The sequence below is a fragment of the Pseudomonas sp. DVZ6 genome (assembly GCF_024259445.1).
Classification (GTDB): Bacteria; Pseudomonadota; Gammaproteobacteria; order Pseudomonadales; family Pseudomonadaceae; genus Aquipseudomonas; species Aquipseudomonas peradeniyensis.
This window is the reverse complement of sequence record NZ_JANCLM010000061.1, coordinates 1-20803: the sequence shown is the minus strand read 5'-3', so window position 1 is coordinate 20803 and position 20803 is coordinate 1. Positions and strand designations below refer to the sequence as shown.

The 20803-nt window shown below is 65.1% G+C and carries 24 protein-coding genes; 5 read left to right on the top strand and 19 right to left on the bottom strand.

Annotated features, from left to right (window positions below; all coding sequences use genetic code 11):
• Positions 1–23: 23 nt before the first annotated feature.
• The 4 genes from NMG10_RS24630 to NMG10_RS24615 form a co-directional block, all read right to left on the bottom strand.
• Complete coding sequence (locus NMG10_RS24630) at positions 24–788, bottom strand: amino acid ABC transporter ATP-binding protein (protein ID WP_232854680.1); 765 nt, start codon at positions 786–788, stop codon at positions 24–26.
• 10 nt (positions 789–798) lie between these two features.
• The gene (locus tag NMG10_RS24625; RefSeq protein WP_232854681.1) at positions 799–1896 is read right to left on the bottom strand and encodes an amino acid ABC transporter permease; all 1098 of its coding nucleotides are present in this window, start codon (positions 1894–1896) and stop codon (positions 799–801) included.
• Between the two features lie 10 nt (positions 1897–1906).
• Complete coding sequence (locus NMG10_RS24620) at positions 1907–3085, bottom strand: amino acid ABC transporter permease (protein ID WP_232854682.1); 1179 nt, start codon at positions 3083–3085, stop codon at positions 1907–1909.
• Between the two features lie 67 nt (positions 3086–3152).
• Positions 3153–4181 carry an amino acid ABC transporter substrate-binding protein gene (locus NMG10_RS24615; RefSeq protein ID WP_023629381.1) on the bottom strand — a complete coding sequence of 343 codons (1029 nt, stop codon included), beginning with the start codon at positions 4179–4181 and terminating at the stop codon, positions 3153–3155.
• Between the two features lie 335 nt (positions 4182–4516).
• Here NMG10_RS24615 and NMG10_RS24610 point away from each other — a divergent pair, with 335 nt between their 5' ends.
• Together NMG10_RS24610 and rhlB are read left to right on the top strand one after the other, a co-directional pair.
• Positions 4517–5173 carry an alpha/beta hydrolase gene (locus tag NMG10_RS24610; RefSeq protein ID WP_254465292.1) on the top strand — a complete coding sequence of 219 codons (657 nt, stop codon included), beginning with the start codon at positions 4517–4519 and terminating at the stop codon, positions 5171–5173.
• 92 nt (positions 5174–5265) lie between these two features.
• Complete coding sequence (rhlB, locus tag NMG10_RS24605; protein WP_254465291.1) at positions 5266–6732, top strand: ATP-dependent RNA helicase RhlB; 1467 nt, start codon at positions 5266–5268, stop codon at positions 6730–6732.
• Positions 6733–6886: 154 nt separating this feature from the next.
• Here the strand turns inward: rhlB and moaE are convergent, their stop codons facing one another.
• The 8 genes from moaE to NMG10_RS24565 all read right to left on the bottom strand — a co-directional run bounded on the left by moaE (position 6887) and on the right by NMG10_RS24565 (position 13098).
• Complete coding sequence (gene moaE, locus NMG10_RS24600) at positions 6887–7339, bottom strand: molybdopterin synthase catalytic subunit MoaE (protein ID WP_203647929.1); 453 nt, start codon at positions 7337–7339, stop codon at positions 6887–6889.
• Positions 7340–7341: 2 nt separating this feature from the next.
• Positions 7342–7587 carry a molybdopterin converting factor subunit 1 gene (gene moaD, locus NMG10_RS24595; protein WP_203647930.1) on the bottom strand — a complete coding sequence of 82 codons (246 nt, stop codon included), beginning with the start codon at positions 7585–7587 and terminating at the stop codon, positions 7342–7344.
• Positions 7587–8057, bottom strand: coding sequence for a cyclic pyranopterin monophosphate synthase MoaC (gene moaC / locus NMG10_RS24590; RefSeq protein ID WP_046857035.1), 471 nt, complete (start codon positions 8055–8057; stop codon positions 7587–7589). The genes moaD and moaC overlap by 1 nt, the downstream gene beginning before the upstream one ends.
• Positions 8058–8178: 121 nt before the next feature.
• Positions 8179–9573 (bottom strand): PhoH family protein, encoded by a 1395-nt coding sequence (locus tag NMG10_RS24585; RefSeq protein WP_011535580.1) that lies wholly within the window; start codon positions 9571–9573, stop codon positions 8179–8181.
• Positions 9574–9867: 294 nt separating this feature from the next.
• Positions 9868–10635: a phosphonate ABC transporter, permease protein PhnE gene (gene phnE, locus NMG10_RS24580; RefSeq protein ID WP_203647931.1), complete on the bottom strand. Its 768-nt coding sequence runs from the start codon at positions 10633–10635 to the stop codon at positions 9868–9870.
• Entirely contained in the window at positions 10632–11459 is an 828-nt protein-coding gene (locus NMG10_RS24575) for an ABC transporter permease (protein ID WP_232854685.1), read from the bottom strand. The genes phnE and NMG10_RS24575 overlap by 4 nt, the downstream gene beginning before the upstream one ends.
• The gene (locus NMG10_RS24570) at positions 11453–12247 is read right to left on the bottom strand and encodes a phosphonate ABC transporter ATP-binding protein (protein ID WP_254465290.1); all 795 of its coding nucleotides are present in this window, start codon (positions 12245–12247) and stop codon (positions 11453–11455) included. The genes NMG10_RS24575 and NMG10_RS24570 overlap by 7 nt, the downstream gene beginning before the upstream one ends.
• Positions 12244–13098: a putative selenate ABC transporter substrate-binding protein gene (locus tag NMG10_RS24565; protein ID WP_254465289.1), complete on the bottom strand. Its 855-nt coding sequence runs from the start codon at positions 13096–13098 to the stop codon at positions 12244–12246. Before NMG10_RS24565 ends, NMG10_RS24570 begins: the two co-directional genes overlap by 4 nt.
• Before the next feature lie 193 nt (positions 13099–13291).
• Here NMG10_RS24565 and selD point away from each other — a divergent pair, with 193 nt between their 5' ends.
• Positions 13292–14326 (top strand): selenide, water dikinase SelD, encoded by a 1035-nt coding sequence (selD, locus tag NMG10_RS24560; RefSeq protein WP_203647933.1) that lies wholly within the window; start codon positions 13292–13294, stop codon positions 14324–14326.
• Positions 14326–15438, top strand: a complete 1113-nt coding sequence (mnmH, locus tag NMG10_RS24555; RefSeq protein WP_203647934.1) for a tRNA 2-selenouridine(34) synthase MnmH — start codon at positions 14326–14328, stop codon at positions 15436–15438. The genes selD and mnmH overlap by 1 nt, the downstream gene beginning before the upstream one ends.
• Positions 15439–15708: 270 nt before the next feature.
• Here the strand turns inward: mnmH and NMG10_RS24550 are convergent, their stop codons facing one another.
• The 4 genes from NMG10_RS24550 to NMG10_RS24535 form a co-directional block, all read right to left on the bottom strand.
• Entirely contained in the window at positions 15709–16125 is a 417-nt protein-coding gene (locus NMG10_RS24550) for a hypothetical protein (protein WP_203647935.1), read from the bottom strand.
• A gap of 3 nt (positions 16126–16128) precedes the next feature.
• Entirely contained in the window at positions 16129–16569 is a 441-nt protein-coding gene (locus NMG10_RS24545) for a Panacea domain-containing protein (RefSeq protein WP_203647936.1), read from the bottom strand.
• A 117-nt stretch (positions 16570–16686) separates the two neighbouring features.
• Complete coding sequence (locus NMG10_RS24540; RefSeq protein WP_062575096.1) at positions 16687–17073, bottom strand: lysozyme inhibitor LprI family protein; 387 nt, start codon at positions 17071–17073, stop codon at positions 16687–16689.
• Positions 17074–17269: 196 nt separating this feature from the next.
• Positions 17270–18190 carry a LysR family transcriptional regulator gene (locus tag NMG10_RS24535; RefSeq protein WP_203647937.1) on the bottom strand — a complete coding sequence of 307 codons (921 nt, stop codon included), beginning with the start codon at positions 18188–18190 and terminating at the stop codon, positions 17270–17272.
• A 91-nt stretch (positions 18191–18281) separates the two neighbouring features.
• On the opposite strand from NMG10_RS24535, the gene NMG10_RS24530 reads away from it, so the two are divergent.
• The gene (locus tag NMG10_RS24530; RefSeq protein WP_203647938.1) at positions 18282–18749 is read left to right on the top strand and encodes a DMT family transporter; all 468 of its coding nucleotides are present in this window, start codon (positions 18282–18284) and stop codon (positions 18747–18749) included.
• A gap of 124 nt (positions 18750–18873) precedes the next feature.
• Here NMG10_RS24530 and NMG10_RS24525 read toward each other — a convergent pair whose 3' ends face one another.
• From NMG10_RS24525 to NMG10_RS24515, 3 genes are all read right to left on the bottom strand, one after another.
• Complete coding sequence (locus NMG10_RS24525; protein ID WP_254465288.1) at positions 18874–19413, bottom strand: hypothetical protein; 540 nt, start codon at positions 19411–19413, stop codon at positions 18874–18876.
• Positions 19414–19494: 81 nt separating this feature from the next.
• On the bottom strand, positions 19495–20034 hold the full coding sequence (locus tag NMG10_RS24520) for a hypothetical protein (RefSeq protein WP_110736792.1): 540 nt from the start codon (positions 20032–20034) through the stop codon (positions 19495–19497).
• 51 nt (positions 20035–20085) lie between these two features.
• Positions 20086–20649, bottom strand: a complete 564-nt coding sequence (locus tag NMG10_RS24515; RefSeq protein ID WP_232854692.1) for a GNAT family N-acetyltransferase — start codon at positions 20647–20649, stop codon at positions 20086–20088.
• Between the last annotated feature and the right edge of the window lie 154 nt (positions 20650–20803).

Genomic DNA, 20803 nt, shown 5'->3' with positions numbered 1-20803 from the left:
GCCGCAAAGCGGCCCCGACTGCATCAATGCAGGATCTGGCTCAGGAACAACTTGGTCCGATCACTGCGCGGCCGGTCGAAGAAGTCATCCGGCGCGGCCTGCTCGACGATCTCCCCCTTGTCCATGAAGATCACCCGGTTCGCCACGGTGCGGGCAAAGCCCATCTCGTGGGTCACGCAGAGCATGGTCATACCGTCTTCGGCCAGGCTGACCATGGTGTCCAGCACCTCCTTGACCATCTCCGGGTCCAGCGCCGAAGTCGGCTCGTCGAACAGCATGATCTTCGGCTTCATGCACAGCGCCCGGGCAATCGCCACCCGCTGCTGTTGACCACCAGACAACTGCCCCGGGTACTTGTGCGCCTGCTCCGGAATGCGCACGCGCTCGAGGAAGTGCATGGCGATTTCCTCGGCCTTGCGCCGCGGCAGCTTGCGCACCCACATCGGCGCCAGGGTGCAGTTTTCAAGGATGCTCAGGTGCGGGAACAGGTTGAAGTGCTGGAACACCATGCCCACCTCGCGGCGGATCGCCTCGATCTGCTTGAGGTCATTGGTTAGCTCCACGCCATCGACGACGATGCGCCCCTGCTGGTGTTCCTCCAGCCGGTTGAGGCAGCGGATGGTGGTCGACTTGCCCGAGCCGGACGGCCCGCACAAGACGATGCGCTCGCCCTGGCGCACGTTCAGGTTGATGTCCTTGAGCACATGGAACTGGCCGTACCACTTGTTCACGCCCTGCATCTGGATGATGCCTTCGGGGCCGGCAGGCTGCTTGATCGCTTCACTCATTTCGAAACTCCTAACGCTTGTGGCCAGTGTCCAGCTTGCGCTCCAGGTGCATGGAGTAGCGGGACATACCGAAACAGAAAATCCAGAACACCAGGGCGGCGAACACATAGCCCTCGGTGGCCATGCCCAGCCAGGCCGGGTCAGCCGCTGCCTGCTTGACGCTGTTGAGCAGGTCGAACAGGCCGATGATGATCACAAGGCTGGTGTCCTTGAACAGGGCGATGAAGGTGTTGACGATGCCAGGAATCACCAGCTTGAGCGCCTGGGGCAGGATCACCAGGCCCATCGCCCGCCAGTAGCCCAGGCCCATGGCCGCGGCGGCTTCGTACTGGCCCTTGGGGATGGCCTGCAGGCCGCCGCGCACCACCTCGGCGATGTACGCCGACTGGAACAGGATCACGCCGATCATCGCCCGCAGCAGCTTGTCGAAGCTCATGCCCTCGGGCAGGAACAGCGGCAGCATCACCGATGACATGAACAGCACGGTGATCAGCGGCACGCCGCGCCAGAACTCGATGAAGGTCACGCAGACCACCTTCACCGCCGGCATGTTCGAACGCCGCCCCAGCGCCAGCAGGATGCCCAGCGGCAAGGCGCCGACGATACCGACCGTGGCGATCACCAGGGTCAGCATCAGGCCGCCCCACTGGCTGGTGGGCACCGTGTCCAGGCCCAGCACACCGCCATGCAGCAGGATGTAGGCGAGGATCGGGTACAGCACCAGGAAGCCCAGGCCGTACACCGCCTTGCGCGGGAAGCGCTTGATGAACAGCGGTGCGGCGCCGAGCACGGCGAGCCATACGCTCAGGTCGACGCGCCAGCGCAGTTCCGCCGGGTAGTAGCCGTACATGAACTGGCCGAAGCGCTGTTGGATGAACACCCAGCAGGCGCCCTCCTTGGTGCAGTCGGCGCGAGTGGTGCCGACCCAGTTGGCGTCGATGAACGCCCACTGCACCAGCGGCGGCACGATCAGCCAGACCAGGTACAGGGCGAACAATGTCAGCAGGGTGTTGAGCCAGCTGGAGAACAGGTTGGCCCGCATCCAGGCGAGCACGCCAACGGTCTTCACCGGTGGCGGCATGTCGGGTTTGAAAACATGGGCTGTCACGGATGTACCCTCACCGTTCGATCAGCGCAATGCGCTTGTTGTACCAGTTCATCAACAGCGAAATGCTGATGCTGATGGCGAGATAGACGCTCATGGTGATGGCGATCACCTCGATGGCCTGGCCGGTCTGGTTGAGCACGGTACCGGCGAACAGCGAGACCATCTCCGGGTAGCCGATACCGGCGGCCAGCGACGAGTTCTTTGCCAGGTTCAGGTACTGGCTGGTCAGCGGCGGAATGATCACCCGCAAGGCCTGGGGAATGATCACCTTGCGCAGCGTCGGGCCTTCGCGCAGGCCCAGCGAGCGGGCCGCCTCGGTCTGGCCGTGGCTGACCGAACGGATACCGGAACGCACGATCTCGGCGATGAACGCCGCGGTATAGATGGTCAGCGCCAGGGTCAGCGCCAGCAGCTCGGGGATCAGCACCCAGCCACCGACGAAGTTGAAGCCCTTGAGCTGCGGCACTTCCCAGTGCACCGGGCTGCCGAACAGCAGCGCGCAGACGCCGGGGATGCCGATGAACAGCAGCAGGCCGACCCAGAACTTGTGGAACGGCTCGCCGGTTTCGTTGAAACGCTTGTTGGCGAAACGCACCATCACCGCGATGGCGACGATCGCCAGCACCAGCGCGATGACGAACGGCCAGAAGCCCTCGGCCATCGAGGCGCCGGGCATGTTCAGGCCGCGGTTGCTGATGAAGAAGGTGTCGTCGATGTTGATGCTGCCCCGTGGCCCGGGCAGGGTCAGGAACACGGCGAAGTACCAGAACAGGATCTGCAGCAGCGGCGGAATGTTGCGGAAGGTCTCCACGTACACCGTCGCCAGCTTGTTGATCATCCAGTTCGGTGACAACCGCGCCACGCCGATGATGAAGCCCAGCAAGGTGGCCAGGATGATGCCGATGAAGGTCACCAGCAGGGTGTTGAGCAGGCCGATGACGAACACCCGGGCATAGCTGTCCGATTCCACGTAGGGGATCAGGTGCTGGGCGATGCCGAAGCCGGCGCTGCGCTCGAGGAAATCGAAGCCCGAGGTGATGCCCCGGTGCTGCAGGTTGGTCTGCGTATTGTGGAACAGGTACCAGCCCAGGCCCACCACGAAGACCACCGTGAGGATCTGGAACAGCCACGCGCGCACACGTGGATCACTAAGGGAAAACCCTTTCCGTGCGCCGATTTGATTTTGCATGAAGTGCCCCGAAAAGAAGGGATTCGAACGACCCGCGGCGGCAGGATGCCGCCGCGGGGTGCAACCATCAGCGCACCGGTGGCGCGTACTGGATGCCGCCGTTGTTCCACAGGGCGTTCATGCCACGGTCGATCTTCAGGTCGGTGCTCTGGCCCAGGTTCTTCTCGAACACTTCGCCATAGTTGCCGACTTGCTTGACGATCTGTACTACCCAGTCCTTGGGCAGCTTGAGGTCCTTGCCATACTCGCCGTCGGCGCCCAGCAGGCGGGCGACGTCAGGGTTCTTGGTGGACTTGGCCTCGGCCTCGACGTTCTTCGAGGTGACGCCGGCCTCTTCGGCGTTGAGCATGGCGAACAGGGTCCACTTGACGATGCTGAACCACTCCTCGTCGCCCTTGCGCACCACTGGGCCCAGCGGTTCCTTGGAGATGGTCTCCGGCAACACTACGTACTCGGTCGGCGCGGCCAGCTTGGAGCGCTGGGCGAACAGCTGCGACTTGTCGGAGGTCAGTACGTCGCAACGGCCGGACTCCAGCGACTTGGCGCTTTCGTCGGAGGTGTCGAAGGTGATCGGGGTGTACTTCAGGCCATTGGCGCGGAAGTAGTCGGAGACGTTCAGCTCGGTAGTGGTACCGGCCTGGATGCAGATGGTCGCGCCATCGAGTTCCTTGGCACTGGAGACGCCGAGTTTCTTGTTGGCGAGGAAGCCGACGCCGTCGTAGTAGGTGACACCGGCGAACACCAGGCCCATGCCGGCATCGCGCGAGCTGGTCCAGGTAGTGTTGCGCGACAGCACGTCGACTTCGCCGGACTGCAGCGCGGTGAAGCGCTCCTTGGCGTTGAGCTGGCTGAACTTGACCTTGGTCGCGTCGCCGAACACGGCGGCGGCGACGGCGCGGCACACATCGGCGTCGATGCCGACGATCTTGCCTTGCGCGTCCGGTACGGAGAAGCCTGGAAGACCATCGCTCACGCCACACTGGACGAAGCCCTTCTTCTTCACCGCATCGAGGGTGGCGCCGGCCTGGGCAAAGCTGGTGGCGCCCAGCGCAGCGGCGGCGGTCAGGACTGCCAGGGTGGTTTTCAACATCTTCATCAACAACCTCCAAATCGCTCTTGTTGTATGAGCCGGAATTGCACCGCACCCTTATGAGGCGCATCCGACCCCTTGTTGGCTTGTTTTTGGGTCAATTGGCGCAATGGGCTGTTCTATGACAGCCTTCGATCCACACGAGGGGTGTTACCGCGACCGGTCCACCTCTTCGCATGGCAAGGACGTAGCAAAGGGCGTACCACAGTCGAAGGCTTAAGCGATTAAGCGGTAGTCAAGTAGTAAAAGTTGTAGAGTTGCGACATCTTTTTCTGGCATTAACCTCCAATGCCTTCTTTTTACGCACTACATAAGTACGCAAGCACTCTTTCGGAGCAGTCATGACCAACCCGCTGATCCTCGAACCGCAGAAAACCGCCGACGCCTGTGTGATCTGGTTGCACGGCCTGGGGGCCGACCGTTACGACTTCCTACCTGTGGCGGAATTTCTCCAGGAACGCCTGCTGAGCACTCGCTTCATCATGCCCCAGGCGCCAACGCGCGCGGTGACCATCAACGGTGGCTACGAAATGCCCAGTTGGTACGACATCAAGGCCATGACCCCGGCGCGGGCCATCGACGAAACGCAGCTGGAGGAATCGGCCGATCAGGTCATTGCCCTGATCAAGGCGGAACAGGCCAAGGGCATCAACCTATCGCGCATCGTCCTCGCCGGTTTCTCCCAGGGCGGCGCCGTGGTGCTGCACACCGCCTATATAAAGTGGCAGGAAGCCCTGGGCGGGGTGATCGCACTGTCCACCTACGCACCGACCTTCACCGACGCCCAGCAGCTGAGCGCCTGCCAGCAGCGCACCCCGGCGCTGTGCCTGCACGGCGTGCATGACTCGGTGGTGATCCCGTCGATGGGCCGCACGGCGTTCGAATACCTCGATACCTGGGGTGTGGCTGCCCAATGGCACGAGTACCCCATGGAACACGAAGTGGCGGTGGCCGAGCTGTCCGACATCCACGACTGGCTGAGCCGCCAGCTGAAGTGATCGTGTAGCCCAGGATGCATTGCACTACGCCGCGCCCGATTCTTGCATTACACTGCCCGGCGTACATTCCTTAACCAGTTGACGAGACGACCGTGCTCAAGGCACTCAAGAAAATATTCGCCAAGGGAGACGCCACGCCGCAGGCCGCCGAGCCCGTCGCCGTGACCCCGCCCGCGCCGGCTGCGCAACCCGCCGTCGAAAAGGCGCCAGCGCGCCAGCACGCCAAGCCCAGGGCCGCGGCAAAACCGCAGGCCGAACCCCAGCCCGCCGACCAGCCGCGCGTCGAACAGCCCGCCCGTGACAAGCCGCGCCGCGAACGCAAGCCCAAGCCTCAGGCCAGCCTGTGGAAACCCGAGGACTTCGTGGTCGAGCCGCAGGAAGGCAAGACCCGCTTCCACGACTTCAAGCTCTCCAACGAGCTGATGCACGCCATCCACGACCTCGGTTTCCCTTACTGCACGCCGATCCAGGCCCAGGTCCTGGGCCACACCCTGCGTGGCCAGGACGCCATCGGCCGAGCCCAGACCGGCACCGGCAAGACCGCCGCGTTCCTGGTCTCGATCATCTCGCAGCTGCAGCAGGTGCCGCCGCCCAAGGAGCGCTACATGGGCGAGCCGCGGGCGCTGATCATCGCCCCGACCCGCGAGCTGGTGGTACAGATCGCCAAGGATGCCCAGGCCCTGACCAAGTACAGCGGCCTGAACGTGATGAGCTTCGTCGGCGGCATGGACTTCGACAAGCAGCTCAAGTCGCTGGAGGCCCGCCACTGCGACATCCTGGTGGCCACCCCCGGCCGCCTGCTGGACTTCAACCAGCGCGGCGAGGTGCACCTGGACATGGTCGAGGTGCTGGTGCTGGACGAAGCCGACCGCATGCTCGACATGGGCTTCATCCCCCAGGTCCGCCAGATCATCCGCCAGACCCCGCCCAAGAGCGAGCGCCAGACCCTGCTGTTCTCGGCCACCTTCACCGACGATGTGATGAACCTGGCCAAGCAGTGGACCACCGATCCGGCCATCGTCGAGATCGAGCCGGAGAACGTGGCCAGCGAGACCGTCGAGCAGCACGTCTACGCCGTGGCCGGCAGCGACAAGTACAAGCTGCTGTACAACCTGGTCACGCAGAACAAGTGGGAACGGGTGATGGTGTTCGCCAACCGCAAGGACGAGGTGCGACGCATCGAGGAGAAACTGGTGCGCGACGGCATCAACGCCGCCCAGCTGTCGGGTGACGTGCCGCAGCACAAGCGCATCCGCACCCTGGAGAATTTCCGCGAAGGACGCATCAGCGTGCTGGTGGCCACCGACGTGGCCGGCCGCGGCATCCACATCGACGGCATCAGCCATGTGATCAACTTCACCCTGCCGGAAGATCCGGACGACTACGTGCACCGTATCGGCCGTACCGGCCGTGCGGGCAGCAGCGGTGTGTCGATCAGCTTTGCCGGCGAGGACGATTCGTACCAGCTGCCAGCGATCGAAGAGCTGCTGGGGCGCAAGATCAAGTGCGAGATGCCGCCGGATGAGCTGTTGAAGCCGGTGCCGCGCAAGCATCATTGATCTTCAAGGCCGCTCACCTCCCTGTAGGAGCGGCCTTGTGCCGCGAAAGGGCCGCGCAGCGGCCCCAGCAATATCTGCATCAATGCTGAAACCCTGGGGCCGCTTTGCGGCCCTTTCGCGGCACAAGGCCGCTCCTACAGAAAGCGACCTTTCCCTAGGACTCCCAGCGCCCCGCCGCATCCTGATCGCTCTGCTTACCCTCGACCCAGCGCGGCCCTTCCCGGGTGTTCTCCTTCTTCCAGAACGGCGCCCGGGTCTTCAGGTAATCCATGATGAAATTGCAGGCATCGAACGCCGCCTGGCGGTGCGCGCTGGCCACGCCGACGAAGACGATCGGCTCGCCCGGCTCCAGGGCGCCGATGCGGTGCAGCACCTCGACCTTGAGCAACGGCCAGCGCTGCTCGGCCTCGACCACGATCTTGGCCAGGGCCTTCTCGGTCATCCCCGGGTAGTGCTCGAGGAACATCCCGGCCACATCCAGGCCATCGTTGAAGTCGCGCACGTAGCCGACGAAACCGACTACCGCCCCCACGCCGACATTGGCGGCGTGCATGGCGTTGACCTCAGCGCCCGGGTCGAAGGCCGCCTGCTGGACACGTACGGCCACGGTCAACCTCCGGTCACGGGTGGGAAGAACGCGATCTCGTCACCCTCTTCCACTGGCTCATCGAGCCGGCACAGCTCTTCGTTGCGGGCGCACATCAGGTTCTGCTCGGCCAGCACCGCATAATGCCCGCCCTTGCCCACCAGGGCCTGGCGCACATCCTCCAGTACCTTGAAGTCACCTTCCAGGCGCTCGGCATCGACGCCCAGCAACTCACGGTAGCGGGCGAAATACATGACCTTGACCTTCATCACCCCTCCACCTTGTAGTGGCCGCTCTTGCCGCCGGTCTTCTCCAGCAGGCGCACTTGCTCGATGACCATGCCCTTGTCCACCGCCTTGCACATGTCGTAGATGGTCAGCGCGGCGACGCTGGCGGCGGTCAGGGCTTCCATCTCGACGCCGGTCTGCCCGGCCAACTTGCAGCGGGCGACGATATGCACCACATCCTCGCCTTCGGCGGCCAGCTCGACCTTGACGCCGGTAAGCATCAGCGGATGGCACAGCGGGATCAGGTCGCTGGTCTTCTTCGCCGCCTGGATGCCGGCGATGCGCGCCACGGCGAACACGTCGCCCTTGGGATGTTGGCCATCGACGATCATGCGCAGGGTGTCCGGCAACATGCGCACCCGCGCCTCGGCAATCGCCTCGCGCGCGGTCACGGCCTTTTCAGTGACGTCGACCATGTTGGCGCGCCCCTGGGAATCAAGATGAGTCAGCACTGCTCTGCTCCTGGGTAGGGAATACAGAGTGTAAACCTGCAGGTCAGCTTTGAGCAGAGGGCAGATCAGCGCATCGCGGGGTAAGCCCGCTCCCACGACGAATCGTGGGAGCGGGCTTGGGTTACAGATGCGACTCGGCGTACTCGGCCAGCACCGAGCGCGGCACGCCCTGCAGGGTGATGTGAACGCCGTGGGGGAAGTCCTTGAAGCGTTCGGTCAGGTAGGTCAGCCCGGAGCTGGTGGCCGACAGGTACGGCGTGTCGATCTGCGCCAGGTTGCCCAGGCAGACCACCTTGGACCCGTTCCCCGCGCGGGTGATGATGGTCTTGATCTGGTGCGGCGTGAGGTTCTGGCACTCGTCGATGAGGATCAGGCTCTGCTGGAAGCTGCGACCCCGGATGTAGTTCAGCGACTTGAACTGCAACGGCACCCGCTCGAGGATGTACTCGACACTGCCGTGGGTGCTCTCGTCGTCCATGTGCAGCGCTTCGAGGTTGTCGGTGATGGCGCCCAGCCAGGGCTCCATCTTCTCCGCCTCGGTGCCCGGCAGGAAGCCGATCTCCTGGTCCAGCCCCTGCACGCTGCGGGTGGCGATGATGCGCCGGTAGCGCTTGCTGACCATGGTCTGCTCGATGGCCGCGGCCAACGCCAGGATGGTCTTGCCGGAGCCGGCGGCGCCGGTGAGGTTGACCAGGTGGATATCCGGGTCGAGCAGGGCGAACAGCGCCAGGCTCTGGTGGATGTCCCGCGGCTTGAGGCCCCAGGCTTCCTGGTGCAGCAGCGGTTCCTGGTGCAGGTCGAGCAGCAGCAGCTCGTCGTTGCGGATGCCCTTGATCCAACCGACGAAGCCCTGTTCATCGATGATGAACTCGTTGATATGCACCGCCGGCAGGTTGTCGATCAGTTGCACCCGGTGCCAGGTACGGCCGCGTTCCTGGCGGGTGTCGACCTTGCTCACGCGGTCCCAGAACGACCCTGTGACCGAGTGATAGCCCTTGGACAGCAAGGACACGTCGTCGACCAGCTGGTCGGTGCTGTAGTCCTCGGCGGCAATCCCGCAGGCACGCGCCTTCAGGCGCATGTTGATGTCCTTGGTCACCAGCACCACGTCGAGGTCCTTGCGCTTGGCGCGCAGGTCCAGCAGCTGGTTGATGATGATGTTGTCGGCGAGGTTTTCGGGGAGCAGGCGGTTCGGCTCGTTGCGCGTGCTCATGAGGATGGACAGGAAGCCCTTGGGCCCGCTCTTGCCGCGCTGGATCGGCACGCCCTGCTCGACATCGCTGGGCGAGGCATCACCGAGGGTCTGGTCGATCAGGCGGATGGCCTGGCGACACTCGGCGGCGATGGTGTGTTTACCGGTCTTGAGCTTGTCGAGTTCCTCCAGCACCGTCATCGGTATGGCGACGTGGTGCTCCTCGAAGTTGAGCAGGGCGTTGGGGTCGTGAATCAGGACGTTGGTATCGAGCACATACAGGATTGGCTGGTTGGAGGAAGGGTTGCGTCCTTGGTCATCCATACTCGTTCACCTTATGTGAAAGCCACACGGCGCGAACGGCTGCGCCGCAGAGTGACTGCCGTTCTTCCCGTATCCGCGTCGTTACGGGCGGGAAGCTCACCTGGCAAAAGGGGCGTGGATGACGCCACCTGTGCTGCAGGGTTCGGCTGTCTGATTCCTTGATACCGCAAAAACCATGACCGAAAAAAGTCTTTTTACGCTCTAGTGAAGTTTATTTTTCGGATTGACGAACAGGGCTTGGCGCGAGGCCGGAGCGGGACTACAGTCAGAGATCAGGTAGCGCATCAAGCCCGTTCAGGCGCGCACGAAACGCTGGCGCAGCACATTGCTCAGGGCATCCACCAGCAGCACCAGCAACAGCATGGCGATGATCACCGTGCTGGCCTGGGCCTCCTGGAACAGGCTCAGGGTCGCGTAGAGCATCTGTCCCAGCCCGCCCGCCCCCACGAAGCCCAGCACGCTGGCCATGCGGATGTTGTTTTCCCAGCGATACAGGCTGTACGCCAGCAGTTGTGGCCACAGGTTGGGCAACGTGCCGAAACAGAACGCCGCCACCTGACTGCCGCCTTGCAGGCGGATCGCCGTCGCAGGCTCAGGCGGCGCATTCTCCAGCGCCTCGGCGAACAGCCGCCCCAGCACCCCGGCGGTGTGCAGCGCCAGCGCCAGGGTGCCGGCATTCGGCCCCAGGCCCGCCGCCAGCACGGTCAGCGCCGCCCAGACCAGCTCCGGAATCGCCCGCAGCGCATTGAGCAGCAGGCGCGCCGCGCCCTGCAACGGCCAGCCAAAGCGTCCGGCGGCCGGCAGCGCCAGCATCAGGCCGAGCAGTATTGCCAGCAGTGTCCCCATCCCCGACATCGCCAGCGTTTCCAAGGCGCCGCGCCCAACCGCCCGCAGGTGCGCCACAGAGAGGTCCGGGTGCAGGAAACGCGCCGCGTATTCCCCCATCTGCGCCGGCCCACCGCTGCCGACAACCGCTGCCAGGTCCAGCTCCAGGTAGGCGAACGACGCCAGCACCGCCGCCAGGATCGCGACAATCACCAGCCCATTGATCACCCGCCTCATGCGAGCCTCCCGCGCAGGAAGCGGCTGAGCAGGTCGGCCAGCATCACCAGCAGCAGGAAGGTCAGCAGCATGCTCGCCACCTCGGCGCCGGCGAACATGCGCATCGACAGGTCGATCTGCTGGCCGAGGCCGCCGGCGCCAACGAAGCCCATCACCACCGAGGCGCGCACCGCGCATTCCCAGCGGTACACGGTGTAGGACACCACCTCGCTCGCGGCCTCGGGCAGGGTGCCGTAGAGAAACGCCGACAGCCGGCTGCTGCCGGCCTGGAGCAAGGCATGGGCCGGGCGCTGGTCCACCGATTCGAAGATCTCCGCGTAGACCTTGCCGAGCATGCCGCTGTAGGTAATGGCGATGGCCAGCACCCCGGCGGTCGGGCCCAGGCCCACGGCGCGGACGAACAGCAGTGCCCAGACGATCTCGGGCACGCTGCGCAGGAAGATCAACACGCCGCGCACCGGCAGGCGCGCAGCGCGTGACCACGGTCGCAGACGTCCACCATTGGAAGCCGCCCGCAGCGACAGTGCCCGGCTGGCCAACAGACTGGCCGGTACCGCCAGCAGCAGCGCCAGGGTCATGCCCGCCGTGGCCACGGCCAGGGTCTGCACCGTGGCGCTGAGCAATAAATCGAGAAACTCGCCGTCGTGGGCCGGGGGCCAGAACGCGCTGACGAAGCTGGCCATCTGTTGACGGTTCTCGGCCTGCAACAGCACGCCGGGATCCAGCTCGCTCAAGTGCAAGCCCGGCCACAGCAGCGCCAGGCACAGCAGGGTCAGCAACAAGCGAGGGATGGCAGCGGGATCGCGCTGGTCAGTGCTCAGCATCGCGGGATCTGCACCTGCAGGCTTGCCGTCGCGGTGACAGGCGAGGCCAGTTGCTCGTTGGCGTACAAGGCATCGAGCATCGCTTCGCTGACCGCTGCTGCCGGACAATCGAACGCCACCTGCCCGGCACGAATACCGATGATGCGCGGAAAATGCGCCAGGGCGAGCTCAACCGCGTGCAGGCTGGCGACCAGGGTCACGCCATGGGCCTGGGCATGACGGTTGAGCAACGCCAGGCTGTGGTCGGCCAGCACCGGGTCCATGGCCGAGACCGGCTCGTCGGCCAGCAGCACTTCGGGTCGCTGGTACAAGGCGCGGGCGATGCCGACCCGCTGCAACTGGCCACCGGACAACTGCCCGCATTGGGCGAACAGCTTGTCGGCCATGCCCAGCTCGGCCAGCGCCGCACGGGCACCGGGTACATCGCCGGAGTGGATCAGGTTGAGCAGCCCGCGCAACGTGCCCCACTGCCCCAGGCGCCCTGCCAGCACCGCGGTGACCACCCGCTGGCGCGGCGGCAGGGGCGGCGCCTGGTGCACCAGGCCAACCCGTGCGCGCAGGCGCTGGCGGGCCCGGGCAGACAATGCCCAAGGCTGCTCGCCCAACAACTCCAGCCGCCCGCCACTGGGCGGCACGGCGGTGGCCATCAGGTGCAGCAGGCTGGACTTGCCGGCCCCGGACGGGCCGATGATCGCCACCCGCTCGCCCTGGCCGAACTGCAGGTCCACCGCGCTCAAGGCCTGGACCTGGCCATGGCGCACACTGGCGCCCTGAACACGGATACTCACTTGAGCAGGCCGGCCTCACGCGCAGCTTGCTCGGTGCCCTTGTAGTTCTCGGGCTTGGTCTCGATGAAGCGGCTGGCGGCCTGCAGGTCGAGGATCGCCTTGTCCGCAGGTTTGGCCGGATCCAGGGCAAGGAAGGCCTGCTTGATCTTTTCTTTAAGCGCCGGGTCCATGTTGCCGCGCACGGTCCAGTTGTAGTCGAAGTACTCCGGCGTGGTGGCGAACACCTTCACCTTGCTGGTGTCGACCTTGCCGGCCGCGACCAGCTTGTCCCAGACGCTGGCGTTGAGCACACCGGCATCGGCCTTACCGGCCTGGACCCAGGCGGCGGTGGCATCGTGGGCGCCGGAATAGGCGACGCGGCTGAAGTACTCCTCGGGCTTGATGTTGTCGTTCTTGAGCATGAAGTAACGCGGCATCAGGCTGCCCGAGGTGGACGAAATCGAACCGAAGGCGAAGGTCTTGCCCTTCAGATCCTTGAGGCTCTTCACGTCCGGGTTGGCGGTGATGAACTTGCTGGTGAACTTGGCATCCTGCTCACGCTGCACCAGCGGCGTGGCCTTGGGGTCCTTCAGGTGCACCTGGACGAAGGTGAAGCCCCCCAGCCAGGCCAGGTCCAGACGATCGCTGGCCAGCGACTCGACCACCGCCGGGTAGTCAGCCACCGGCACGAACTGCACTTTCATGCCCAGTTGCTGCTCGAGGTATTCGCCCAGCGGCTTGAACTTGCGCAGCAGTTCGGTCGGCGCCTCGTCGGGGATGGCGCTGACGCGCAGCACATCGGCGGCCTGGGCGACCACCGCGCAGCAGGACAGCGCGAGGCCGGCAAACAGGGCCAAGGGGCGTTTGAGCATGGGGGATTCTCCGTTCGATAGCGGGGCATGAGTCGGTATCGCATCGCGGGGCAAGCCCGCTCCCACGTGTAAAGCGCGGGTCTGCGTGGGAGCGGGCTTGCCCCGCGATGCTGGCAAACGAGGGAAGTATAAGAGCCGCAGGCACAAAGGCCAGCTTTGCTACAATCGCGCATCACGAAAAGTCGAGGTGCACATGAGCGAGCCGATTCGTCTGACACAGTACAGCCACGGCGCTGGCTGTGGCTGCAAGATTTCTCCCAAGGTCCTGGATGTGATCCTCGCCGAGAGCGGCACCCAGGCCCTCGACCCAAAACTCTGGGTCGGCAACGCCTCGCGCGACGACGCCGCCGTCTACGCCCTGGATGACGAGCGTGGCGTGGTCTCGACCACCGACTTCTTCATGCCCATCGTCGACGACCCGTACGACTTCGGCCGCATTGCCGCCACCAACGCCATCAGCGACATCTACGCCATGGGCGGTGACCCGCTGATGGCCATCGCCATCCTCGGCTGGCCGGTCAACGTGCTGCCGCCGGAAGTCGCCCGCGAGGTGATCCGCGGCGGCCGCGCCGTGTGCGCCGAAGCGGGCATCCCGCTGGCCGGCGGCCACTCCATCGACGCCCCCGAGCCGATCTTCGGCCTGGCCGTGACCGGCGTGGTGAGCAAGCGCCACCTCAAGCGCAACGACACCGCCAGCGTCGGCTGCCGCCTGTACCTGACCAAGCCGCTGGGCATCGGCATTCTCACCACCGCCGAGAAGAAGGCCAAGCTGCGCGAGCAGGACCAGGGCCTGGCCCGCGACTGGATGTGCACCCTCAACACCCCGGGCAGCCGCTTCGGCAAGCTCGACGGCGTGCAGGCGATGACTGACGTCACCGGTTTCGGCCTGCTCGGCCACCTGGTCGAAGTCGCCGAAGGCAGCGGCCTCACCGCCCGCCTGCAGTTCGCTGCCGTGCCGCGCCTGCCAAGCGTCGAGCATTACCTGGCCGAAGGCTGCATCCCCGGCGGCACCCTGCGCAACTTCGACAGCTACGGGCACAAGATCGGCGCGTTGAGCGACGAGCAGAAGCACCTGCTGTGCGACCCGCAGACCAGCGGCGGCCTGCTGGTGGCGGTCACCCCGCAGGGCGAGACGGAATTCCTCGCCGTGGCGCGGGAACTCGGGCTCGAGCTGGCGCCGATCGGCGAGCTGGTCGAGCGACAGAGCCACGCAGTCGAGGTGATCTGATGCGCCCCGACTGCACCGAGCTGAAACAGCTGTTCCTCGACGACGTGCCGATGATGGACATGCGCGCACCAATCGAATTCACCAAGGGCGCCTTCCCCGGCGCCGTCAACCTGCCGCTGATGAACGACCAGGAGCGGCAGAAGGTCGGCACCTGCTACAAGCAGCAGGGCCAGGCCGCCGCCATCGCCCTGGGCCACCAGTTGGTCAACGGCGCGCTCAAGCAGCAGCGCCTGGAAGACTGGGCCGCGTTCACCCAGGCCCATCCCGACGGCTACCTCTACTGCTTCCGTGGCGGCCTGCGCTCGCAGATCGTCCAGGGCTGGCTCAAGGACGCCGGCATCCAGTACCCGAAGGTGGTGGGCGGCTACAAGGCCATGCGCACCCTGCTGATGGATACCACGCTGCAGGCGGTGCAGCAGTGCGAGTTCGTTCTGCTGGGCGGGCTGACCGGCACCGGCAAGACCGATGTGCTGCACCAGCTGGACAACGTGCTCGATCTGGAAGGCCACGCCAACCACCGCGGCTCCAGCTTCGGCAAGCGCGCCACGGCGCAGCCGGCGCAGATCGATTTCGAGAATGCGCTGGCCATCGACATCCTCAAGAAACGCGAGCGTGGCACCGGCCAGTTCGTGCTCGAGGACGAAGGCCGCGTGGTCGGCAGCTGCGCGGTGCCGCTGGAGCTGTACCAGGGCATGCAGCGCTATCCGCTGGTGTGGCTTGAAGACAGCTTCGAGCATCGCGTGGAACGCATCCTGCGCGACTACGTGATCAACCTGTGCGCCGAATACATCGCCGTGCACGGTGCAGAGGCCGGCGGCCCACTGTTCGCCGAGCGCATGCGCCAGAGCATGGCCAACATCCACAAGCGCCTGGGCGGCGAACGCTTCCAGCGGCTGTCGACGTTGCTCGACCAGGCGCTGGAGGAGCAGTTGCGCAGTGGTGACGTGAGCCTGCACCGAGGGTGGATCGAAGGGCTGCTCAAGGAGTACTACGACCCGATGTACGCCTACCAGCGTGAGGCCAAGGCACAGCGGATCGAGTTCGCCGGAGACGGCGTGGAGGTGCGCGAGTACCTGAAGGCCCGGGCACGACGCGCGCACCGCAGCGCCTGAAGCTCGGGCAAGACCGCTCCAATGGAACTGCAAATGACTGATTGATTTAGCAGGGACCTGTGGGAGCGGCTTTAGCCGCGAACACCGGCGAAGCCGGTGCCAGGCACCGCGTTGGATTCTTCGCGGGTAAACCCGCTCCCACAGTCGCGCAGGGAGCTGACTTCGCGGGTAGTCCGCGCACCCTGTGGGAGCGGGCTTGCCCGCGAACACCGGCAAAGCCGGTGCCATACCCCGCTTGACTAGCCCACCAAAGGACCACTGCACTTCGCGTCAATGCTTGTACAACTTGAACTCACGATCTATCCAGATCACATGGAAGATCCGCCCGCTGCGATACCCCACCATCGCCACCAGATCGAAAGCCCTGAACGCCAGCAACCGAACATCCTCGGTGAGAAATGAAGGCAACACAGCCCTGATACTGCCGCGTGAAATCGTCTCCGTGCCATAACCGTGTCGATCGAGCTGGCGGATCTCTCGCCACGTGCGTTGGCTGATCTGGCGCAGTCGCTCGAGCATCCGCGCCCGCTCCGCCTGCTGGCAATCCTGGATGCACCAACCTGATTGCAGGTACTCCAGTGAGAACACTGGTGGGCGCAGGTCCGAATCGTCAGCCTCGCCTGCCGCTTGGCGTGTCCTGACCTGATTTCCCTGGGCGTCTCGCTCCTTGAGTCGCTTGCGTACCATTGCTCAGTTCACCAGGTGGTTCCTGAAGTAGCGCTGCATTTCGTCCCGGGGAATTTCCCGGCTGAAAGCGCCCTCCTGATAATTGTCCCGCCAGGGGTCTTCTTCATGGGTCAGTTGGCGGAGCTTCCACGCCGAATACTGCCCATAAACCTCGAAGACCTCCTTGATCAGACGGGCCTGCTCCCGGGAAAAGCAGGTCGGCTCGAACACGGCAGGCACCGGAATCGGGTTCGAGCCGTGCTGGCTGAACCGGCGGTAGAGGTCGGGCACCACCGGGCCATGCATCCAGGCCTCGATTCGCTCTTCGAACAACGGCCCGCCCAGCAAGACCAAGCTGAAGCCCTGCGCGTAATAAACCAGCTTCTGCAGCTTCAGGTTCGAGATTTCACCCGCCTCGCCTTCCAGCGTGAGGAAGTAGTTGGCGACATCGGTGCTGTCAGGCATGTGCTCCTCCCTTGGTGAACAAGCTGTCCATGAGCTGTACAAAAATACAGCCATCAAGGTCGCGGCGATACCCTTCAGCCGACCAGATCAACCACCAATCTGTAAGCTGATGCTGCGCTACTGCCCCGGACTGAGCACACGCTCCAGCTCCGCCGCCCGGTCCTTGCTCATGTCCATCTCGCACATCGCGCCTTCGATGCGGTAGATGCTGCCGTTGCTCAACTTGCCGTGGAACGCGCAGTTGCCGTCGCGGTACTTCATCCAGGTACGCTGGACTTCGCGCAGGTCCTTCTGCTGCTGGCTGTCGAGCTTGGCCATCAACTGCTTGTAGACCCGGTTCAGCCGGTCATCCTGTAGCTGGGTCTCGGCCTGGATACAGGCGCCCATGGCCAAGGTGCTGGAGGCCTTGTCCATGCACTGGGTGTAGGTGGGCGAATAGTCTTCGGCCTGGGCAGCGGTCGCGATCAGCAGGGCGGCAACGCCGGGCAGGTAACGCTTGAACATGGGCATTCCTTCTCGCTTAGGGTCTTGGCACAGCCTAGTGTCCTGTCTCGGAAATACGTTCTCTTTTGGCGAGTGGCTTGGGTGTTCGGGCAAGGCGCCGCGACGAGTCATAGCAGGGCTATGGCGAGGAGTGGCAACGCAGGCCGGGCGCCCAAGACGCCGCCAAAAGTGAACAGCTTATTTCCGAGACAGGACACTAGCACCCTGCCACGCTTTCGTTCACGCACAGCGCCTGGATCCGCGCCCGCAGCCAGCGGTGCCCGGCATCGCCGTCACGCCGCGAATGCCAGGCCTGGGCGAAGGCGAACGGCGAGATCGCCAGGGGCGGCGCGAACTGGCGCAGCGCCGGGTCCAGCCGGGCACCGGCGAGGCTGCGCCGGGCCACGGTGAGCACCAGATCGGTCCCGGCAATGAGGCTTTGGGCCACACCCCAATGCGGCAGGGTCAAGGCGATGCGCCGACGTGCGCCCAAGCTGGCCAGGGCCTGGTCGATCTCGTTGTCGATGCCGGGGCGTACCGCCACCAGCACATGGGGCCGCGCCAGCCACGGGTCGAGCGCCAGGCCGCCACGGGGCGGCAGGCTGGCGCGGTCGGCCAGGCAGACGAAGGACTCCTCGAACAGCACCTGCTGGGCCATTTCCGTCGGCAGCTCCGGGAACACGCCCAGCGCCAGGTCCGCCTCGCCGTCGATCAACTGGCCGAGCATCGCCTCACGGCTGCCCTGGGACACCACCAGGTCAATGCCCGGCGCTTCGCGCCGCAGCAGGCGCATCAGCGCTGGCAGCACCACGCGGGCGCCGTAGTCGGACATGGCCAGGCGAAAGGTACGCCGTACCCGCGCCGGCTCGAAGCCCGGCGTGCCGAGCAATCCGTCGAGTTGCTGCAACGCCTCCTGCAACGGCGCTTGCAAGGCCTCGGCACGGGCTGTCAGTTGCAGGCGGCCACCGCGTCGCACCAGCAGCGGGTCGGCGAAGAGCTCGCGCAACTGCGCCAGGGCATGGCTGACCGCCGGCTGGCTGCGATGCAGGCGCAGTGCCGCCCGGGAGACATGTTGCTCGCTGAGCAAGGCGTGCAAGGTCAGCAGCAGGTTCAGGTCGATGCGGCGCAAATCATCCATGGTACGAATACAGCCTGTGCGAAGTTCGAATTTCCATCATTGAAATGCATGATTGAGACTAAGGCCAGTGTTCTTATCTGGAGTAGACACCATGCCCGCCAGCCTCTTCGCCGCCCTCCCCTTGCTCATCGCCCTCCTTGCAGGCGCCGCCGTGCCGTTCCAGGCGGGCAGCAACGCCGCGCTCGGGCGCCTGCTCGGCCATCCGCTGTGGGCCGCCGGGGTGTCGTTGCTGGTCAGCCTGCTGATGCTGGTGCCGGCCCTGCTGCTGATGCGCGCGCCGCTGCCGCAGGTGCAGCAACTGGCCCATGCGCCCTGGTGGGCCTGGTTCGGCGGGGTCGCCGGGGTGCTGTACATCACCGCCGCGCTGGTGCTGACGCCGCGCCTGGGGGCAGCCGGGTTCATCGTCTGCGTGGTGGCCGGGCAGGTGCTGTCGTCGCTGCTGATCGACCAGTTTGGCTTGATGGGGTTGCCGGAGCGGCCGGTGAACCTGTTGCGGTTGGCGGGGGTGGGGATGATCGTGATCGGGATGATCGTGGTGCAGTGGGGGACGGTGCGTTGAGGGCCATCAAGTGCCCGCCGCTCGCCCTGCGGCGAACACTTGGTGGCCCTCACTCAGTCAACAATCCTCGCACCCAAAGACCTTGAAAGAGCTGGCATTAAGGGCCTTGTCGCAGGGCAATCCATCATAAGCTGCGCGGCTGCTCCGGCGGCACGATCACCTTGTGCGGCTCGAAGCGCAGCGAGGGCATCTGCGTACCGGCATACAGCGCCACGCTCAGGGCAGCGATCAGCGCCACATCGAGCCAACCCCAGCCCGGCACATCCGCCGCCGAGCGCGCCTTCCAGCACCACCACAGCTGCCCCAGGCAGAACACCAGGATCGCCAGCAGCCACAGGTAGAAGCCCGCGCCGAATCCGGTCACATCCTGGAAGGCGTAGCTCTGGTTGTCCGGCAAGCGGGTGATGGCGAAACTGCTGGCCGCCAGGTACAGCGCCACCAGCCCGCACACCAGCGCCAGACGGCGGAACCGGCGGTGGGCGAGAACCGCCAGTGCCAGCAGCGGATTGGCGAACCACTGGTACAGGCCGAAGGCGATGCCCCAGGGGCCGTAGAGCAGCATCTGCAGCGCCGGCACATGCCGCCCGGCGCCGGTCAGGGCACCGTCGAAGGCCAGGCTCAGCAGGTACAGGGCCAGGCTGGTGGTCAGGTAGAAAGCGGGCAAATCAGGTACCTGGAGAAAACGGGACAAGCTGCGACCTTAACCCAGCCCTGGCGTCTTTCCAAACCCGACGGGCGCGCAGCATCAGCGTGTCGCAGCCTGCTCCGGCAACTCGTCGGCGCCGCTCGGCTGGACGCGCAGGCTCGGCATCTGCGTCCCGGCGTAGATCGTCGCCACCAGCACCGTGATCAACACACCATCGAACCAGCGCCAGCCCGGCACATCCGCCGCCGAACGCACCTTGCGGCACCACCAGGCCTGCCCGACGCAGAACAGCAGGATCGCCAGTGTCCATAGATAGTAACCGGCGCCAAAACCCGTCAGGGGCAGGAAGTTATAGCTGCGGTTGTCCGGCACCCGTTCGATGCCAAGGCAACTGAGCGCCAGGCCCAGCGCGATCACCCCGGCTGCAAGCGCCAGCCGGCGAAAGCGCCGATGGGCGAGCAGCGCCAGGCCCAGCAGCGGATTGGCAAACCACTGGTACTGCCCGAAGGCAATGCCCCAAGGGCCCATGAGCAGTATCTGCAAAGCAGGCATATGCCCATCGACGCCCATCAGGATGCCGTCGAAACACAGGCATAGCAGGAACAGCAGCAAGGTGAACGTCACATATAAAACAGGCAAAACACGGGCTCCATCCATCAATAAAAGACTCGTCCATGACACCCTCGGGTATCAGGCCACAGGCGGTTCCAGCAGCAGCCCGTACAGCCCCGAGTCAGACAGCTCACCCGCTACGCACCAGCGGGCCCGCAGCGTCCCCTCCAGGACGAAGCCCTGGCGCTCGAGGGTGCGCGCCGAGCCCTGGTTGCGCGGGTCGATTTCCGCCTCCAGGCGACGCAGGTGCAGGGTGTGGGCGAGGTAGTCGATGAAGCAGGTCAGCGCCTCGTCCATGTAGCCCCGCCCTTGGGCCGACTTGGCCAGGCAGTAGCCGACCTCGCCACGGCGCGAGCCCTCCTCGAGGTTGAACAGCTGGACCATGCCGATCAGCTCGCCGTTGTCGCGGCGGTACATGCCCAGTTTGAGCAACTGGCCGGCGGCATAGGCTTCGCGGTCGGCGGCCAGGGCGCTTTCGGCCTCGGCCAGGGTCTGCCAGGGGGCGTGGTACCAGTAACGCATCACTTCCGGGTCGGCCATGATGGTCAGCCACTGCTGCGCGTCGCCATGGCGCATGGGGCGCAGCTGCAGGCGTGGGCTTTCAAGGCACAGGTCGCTGGGGAAACTGCGGGGGTCGGGCACGCCGGGACTCCTGTCCGGTGGTGGGGAGATGACAGTCTAACGACAGTGGCCCGGTCTGGCATCCCTGGGGCCGCTCTCATGGAACAAAACACAATTCCTTGATTTGACTGGGGCAGCGTGGGAGCGGGCTTGCCCCGCGGGGGGGGGCGCCCGC